The sequence below is a fragment of the Cobetia sp. genome (genome assembly GCF_983723665.1).
On record NZ_CFDJES010000028.1, the window covers coordinates 19386 to 25185 of the forward strand.

Below are 5800 nucleotides of genomic sequence, written 5' to 3' on the forward strand. Positions count from 1 at the left end.
GCGCTGCCACAGCCGTTGCCACCAGTGCGTCATCGGCTCAGTCCTGACGGCTGCCGGACTTCCACGACCAGTCACGCAGACGCAGCTCGAAGAGGTCCTTGCGGCGGTCCTTCAGGTTGGTCACCGAGCCTTCGCTGCGCACCACCTTGAGACGCTCCAGATCGAGATCCGAGAACATGATCATCTCGGTGTTCGGCGTGGTCTCGGCCATCACCGCGTCATGCGGGAAGGAGAAGTCCGACGGCGAGAACACCGCTGACTGGGCGTACTGGATGTCGAGGCTCTCGATCGACGGCAGGTTGCCGACGCTGCCGCAGACCACCACGTAGCATTCGTTCTCGATGGCACGCGCCTGGGCGCAGTTGCGCACGCGCAGGTAGCTGTTCTTGGTGTCGGTCCAGAACGGCACCATCAGGATATCCATGTCCTGATCGGCCAGCAGACGCGACAGTTCCGGGAACTCCACGTCGTAGCAGATCAACATGCCGATGCGTCCGGCGTCGGTCTCGAACACGGCCAGCTCGTCACCGCCCTTGATGATCCAGTCGCGGCGCTCCTGCGGCGTGATGTGCAGCTTGGCCTGACGGTCGATCTCGCCATCGCGGTGACACAGGTAGGTGACGTTGTAGAGCTCGTTGTCGTCACCGATCTCGACCATGGAGCCGGCCACGATGTTGATGTTGTAGGCCACCGCCATGCGCGAGATTTCCTGCTTGAAGCGCTCGGTGAAGCCGGCGAGGTAGCGGATGCAACGCACCGGGTCACTCTGGTCTTCCAAAAGGCCGATCAACGGCGTGTTGAACAGCTCCGGGAAGACGGCGAAGTCACTCTGGTAATCCGACAGGGCGTCGACGTAGTACTCGACCTGTTGCAGCACGGATTCGACACTGTCGAACTTGCGCATCTGCCATTGCACGGCGCCGACGCGAATCATCGTCTTGCGGCTTTCCAGCACGCGCTCGGCGGGCTCGAACAGGATGTTGCTCCACTCCAGCAGCGTGGCGTAGCCCTGGGAATCCTCGTCTTCCGGCAGGTACTGGCGCAGCAGGCGCTTGACCAGGAAGCCGTTGGCCAGCTGGAACGACAGGATGGGGTCATGGATCTCGCGACGCTCCACCTTGTCGATGTACTCGGAGGGCGAGAGCTCGGCGGCGTATTCGTGGTACTGGGGAATGCGTCCACCGGCCAGAATCGAGCGCAGATTCATCGAGCGGCACAGGTCCTTGCGCGCCTCGTACAGGCGGCGACCGAGGCGATAGCCGCGGTAGTCGACGTCGATCAGCACATCCAGACCGTAAAGCGCATCGCCATCCTCCTTGTTGAGGATGATCTCGCGCTGGCCGATCAGGTCGTCGTACTTGTGCGGGTTGGAGAAGGCGTCGTAATCCACCAGCGCCGTCAGGGCGACACCGACCAGCCTGTCGCCATCCTCGATCACGATCTGGCCATCGGGGAATTCGGCGATCAGACGGTTGATGGTGTGCTCAGGCCAGGCGCCACCGATGTCGTCGTAGATGCCGTCCATCAGGCGCTTGAGCTGGGGGTAGTCCGATTCCTGCAGGTTGCGCAGGTTCAGGTGCAGGTCTTCGACGGACATCGAGACTCCTTGGAAATAATGAAAGAGGGGATCAGGGCAGGAAGTGGCTGGCGCGAAAGTGATAGGCCCCATTATTCGCGCTGTCGAGGCCGGGTGTCATCAATATCCTTTGGTCAATGTCCGGCCCTGGTCACGCAACCCTCATCAATGGGTCCAACCTCGCGTCACTGCAAGGGCCGGCGAGCCCTGGCGCCCTGAATGGCGCTCGGTGCGATATTGAACGAATGCTCATTTTGCTTGCATTTGCGCGGCACAACGTCCAAAACATTGCCAGGGGCAGGACGCGCGCAGCGAAGTCACGCCGTTCATATCAAGCTTGAATGACCCCAGGCCCCAATGACCCCAGGCCTTAGTGACACCAGACCTCAATGACACCCCAGGAGACCCGCATGACCCCAGTCCTCTATGAATTGCGTGGCCGTGATGACCGCCTGCGTTTCTCGCCGTTCTGCTGGCGCGCACGTCTGGCCCTGGCGCACAAGGGCATCGAGGCAGAACTCGTGCCGATGCTGTTCACCGACAAGAGCCCGATCGACTTCTGCGATTCCACCACGGTGCCGGTGCTCAAGGATGCGCACGGCGTGGCGATGGACAGCTATGACATCTTCAAGCATCTGGACGCGCATTATCCGAACGCCGGCAATGGCCCGCTGATCGGTGATGCCCAGGCGCAGGCGCGTCTGAATTTCGTCAAGGTCTATGCCGAGCAGGTCATGGCCGTCGGCTTCTTCCGCCTGGTGGCGCTGGATCTGGTGCAGGCCATTCACCCGGGTGACCGCGAGTACTTCCAGAGCGCCCGTGAAGCCCGCTTCGGCATGTCCTTCGAGGAGTTCCATAACGTCGAGATCGCGCGCGGCATTCTCGACAGCGCCTTCAAGCCGCTGCGTGGCCTACTCGCCAATCAGCCTTTCATGGATGGTGATGCCCCGGCGGCGGCAGATTACCTGATCTTCGGTTTCTTCATCTGGGCCCATATCGTCTCTGACACCTCGCCCTTCGGCGAGACGGAAGACCCCAGTGATCCGCTGGTGCAGTGGCGCGAGCGCATGATGGATCTCTACGACGGCATGGCGCGCAAGGCGCCACGTGCCAGCGAGATTGCGCAGTAATCTCGCATCGGAGATGACCTTTCTCATGGCCCGAACGCTGAAGGGCGTTCGGGCCATGTCGTGCTGTTCCAGACAAGGAGCCCATGATGATCGATCTGTATTACTGGACCACGCCCAACGGCCACAAGATCACGATCTTTCTGGAGGAAGCCGGACTCGAGTACCGTCTCATTCCGGTGAACATCAGCAAGGGCGAGCAGTTCGCGCCGGAGTTTCTGGCCATCTCGCCCAACAATCGCATGCCGGCGATCGTCGACCATGCGCCTGCTGATGGCGGTGAGCCGATCTCGGTGTTCGAGTCCGGCGCGATTCTGGAGTACCTGGCCGACAAATGCGGCAAGTTCCTGCCGCGCGAGACGCGCGCGCGTAATGATGTGCTGCAGTGGTTGCACTGGCAGATGGGCGGCCTGGGGCCGATGCTCGGTCAGGTGCACCACTTCAAGCACTACGCGCCAGAACCGGTGGAATACGCCATCGAGCGCTATCACAAGGAAGGCGAGCGCCTCTACGGCGTGCTGGAGCGCCAGCTTGCGGGGCGTGACTTCGTGGCGGGGGACGAGTTGAGCATCGCCGACATGGCCATCTGGCCGTGGCTGAAGGCCGAGAAGCAGGAGATCGATCTGACGCGCTTCCCGGCGGTCGCCGCCTATCGTGCCCGCATCGCCGAGCGTGATGGCGTCAAGCGGGCAATGGCGCGCATCGACGACATCAATCCGGCTGCTAATGTGGCGATGGTTGAGGAAGCGCGCCGTCATCTGTTCGGCCAGCAATCCTGACGGGCAGTCAGTGCCGCTGTGAAGTCGTGAAGCTGTGAAATTGTAGAGCTGAGAAGTTTGAAGCAACCGTTGATCTGTCGGCCTGCAGCGCTGTCAGGCCGACAGATCAGCGGGTCCAGTCCGTCGGCACACGACGGCGGATATGGTCGAGCAGCGCGCCGAGCTTGCGCGGCGGGTGCCCGAAGGGATAGTGCAGGCTGACCGGAATCGACGGCCCCTTCCACTCGGGCAGGCAGGCCTCGAACTGTCCCGGGTGCGCCGTCGCCCGGGTGCGCACGTGGTAGTCCGGCAGCAGGCCGATACCGGCGCCGTGCGCGATATGGTCGGCATGCACCACCACGTTGTCGACCGTGAAGCGTGACGGTGGCAGGCTCAGGCGATACTCGCCTTCCTCGGGGTGATTGAGCACCAGATTGGGGTGATGGCGGTCGATCAGATTGACCCAGTCATGGGAGGTCAGCTCGCTGGGGTGCTGCGGATGGCCGTGCTTGTGCAGATAGCTGGGGTGGGCGTAGAGATGTTGCTGCTGCTGACCCAGAATCTCCTCGCGCAGCCCGGTGTCCTTGGCCGGCCCTTCCCATAGCCACAGCATCACCTGGTCATCATCGCGTGACGGCGGCAGGTGGTTGGCGGTCAGGGTCAGGCGAATGCCCGGATACTCTTCGATGAAGTCGGTCAGCACATGATTGAACCAGCCACGCAGGAAGTGCGGGTGCGCGCTGACGGTGATATCACCGCTGATCTCCTCGCGCAGTTCATCCAGCGCGATCTGCGAGCGCTCGCCCAGCGACAGCATCTGCTGGCAGTACTGATAGAACAGCGTGCCGGCCTCGGTGGGAATCAGGCGGTTGGCCTGACGATGCAGCAGTGGCTGGCCGAGCTGGTGTTCGAGATGGCTGATCCGGCGGCTGAGCGTGGACTTGGAGATACCGAGATGCTCGGCTCCTGCGCCCAGATTGCCGTAGCGCATGATGGCATCGAAGGCACTGAGGCCCTGAAATTCGTCAAGTACTGGAGGCATGACTTGGTGGCACCCGCCGCTGTTGTCTGCCGTTGAAGCGGCAAATAGCGTGAAAGAAAGCATGAAAGCAGGAATCGCGTCGTTGCTGGGGTGTGGGCCAGCGTCTCCCTGCCATTTTGGCCAGCATTGTAGCCGATCTGATCGAGCGAATGGCATACATGTGAGTGATTCGCGTTTGCCTGTAGCCGGATGCGGCGAAACATCCGCCAGCCGGCGGCTGTCGCTGACCAGCCCAAGCCTGATGGCAGATGGGCGCTGACAGGCAGCCAGCGAGCCTCAAGCGAGCCTCATGCCGCTGGCGTTCGACAATCAGGGTTGACGGTTTCCGCGCCCCGCGCGGCAATTGCGCCCACATGAGATGCACATGGCGAGCGAGCGCGGCATCATGGCGAGATCAATGCGCAGCAGGCCTCGTCGCTGCGTTTCACTGTTCAAGGACCCTGTAGATGTCATTCGCTACCCGCTTGCGCGCCCGGGCCGCCTTGCTTGCCTCTCCGCTACGGCTTTCGTCATCAGCGCCAACTCCTTCATCAGCACTATCTTCTTCATCAGCGCTGTTGAGAGGCGCCAGCCTGGCGGCCCCGTTGATGCTGGCACTGCTGGCCGCGCCGGTTCAGGCAGACGAGCGCCCCCAGATTCGTGTCATGGCCGCCGCCTCGCTGCATGATGCGCTGGATGCCATCGAGGCGCGCTACGAGCGTCTCGCCGACGTGGACATCATGCCGGTCTACGCCTCGTCCTCGACCCTGGCGCGTCAGCTGGCCAATGGGGCTCCGGCGCAGCTGTATCTGTCGGCCAATGAGCGCTGGATGGACTGGCTGGAGCAGCAGCCCGGCATCGTCGTCACCGGCCGTCACGACCTGCTGGGCAACCGTCTCGCGCTGGTCGCGCCCGGCCCCAGCCAGCTGGACGCCAGTGTCAGCAATGCCGAGGATGTCACCGATGTGGCCGAGCGCCTCGCCGCCACCGGCAGCAATACTCGCCTGGCCGTCGGCGACCCCGACCACGTGCCCGCGGGCATCTATGCGCGCCAGTCGCTGGAAGCGCTGGGGCAGTGGCAGACGCTGCGCTCGCGCCTGGCCAGCGCCGAGGACGTGCGCGCCGCGCTGGCGCTGGTCGAGCATGGCGAGGCCCCGCTGGGGATCGTCTATGCCACCGACGCCGCCATCAGCCATCGGGTGCATCAGATCGGCCTGCTGCCGGACAGCAGCCATGACCCCATCCACTATCCTGCCGCCTTGATCAGTCGTGGCGGTGACGCGCCGTCGTCACAGGCCGAGGCCTTCTCGGCCTGGCT

The 5800-nt window shown here is 63.1% G+C and carries 5 protein-coding genes; 3 read left to right on the forward strand and 2 right to left on the reverse strand.

All coding sequences use genetic code 11. The features are described 5' to 3' along the window. Positions 1-37: 37 nt before the first annotated feature. A complete protein-coding gene (locus AC4FAH_RS04795) occupies positions 38-1597 on the reverse strand; it encodes a carbon-nitrogen hydrolase family protein (RefSeq protein ID WP_054555679.1) in 1560 nt (519 codons plus the stop codon). Between the two features lie 389 nt (positions 1598-1986). On the opposite strand from AC4FAH_RS04795, the gene AC4FAH_RS04800 reads away from it, so the two are divergent. Beyond that, the gene (locus AC4FAH_RS04800) at positions 1987-2706 is read left to right on the forward strand and encodes a glutathione S-transferase N-terminal domain-containing protein (protein ID WP_153636485.1); all 720 of its coding nucleotides are present in this window, start codon (positions 1987-1989) and stop codon (positions 2704-2706) included. An 86-nt stretch (positions 2707-2792) separates the two neighbouring features. Then, on the forward strand, positions 2793-3482 hold the full coding sequence (locus tag AC4FAH_RS04805) for a glutathione S-transferase C-terminal domain-containing protein (protein WP_490245723.1): 690 nt from the start codon (positions 2793-2795) through the stop codon (positions 3480-3482). A gap of 106 nt (positions 3483-3588) precedes the next feature. Here the strand turns inward: AC4FAH_RS04805 and AC4FAH_RS04810 are convergent, their stop codons facing one another. Next, on the reverse strand, positions 3589-4503 hold the full coding sequence (locus AC4FAH_RS04810; protein ID WP_288986532.1) for a LysR family transcriptional regulator: 915 nt from the start codon (positions 4501-4503) through the stop codon (positions 3589-3591). Between the two features lie 557 nt (positions 4504-5060). Here AC4FAH_RS04810 and modA point away from each other — a divergent pair. Beyond that, on the forward strand, positions 5061-5800 hold a 740-nt coding region (gene modA / locus AC4FAH_RS04815; RefSeq protein WP_490245724.1), incomplete at its 3' end, for a molybdate ABC transporter substrate-binding protein.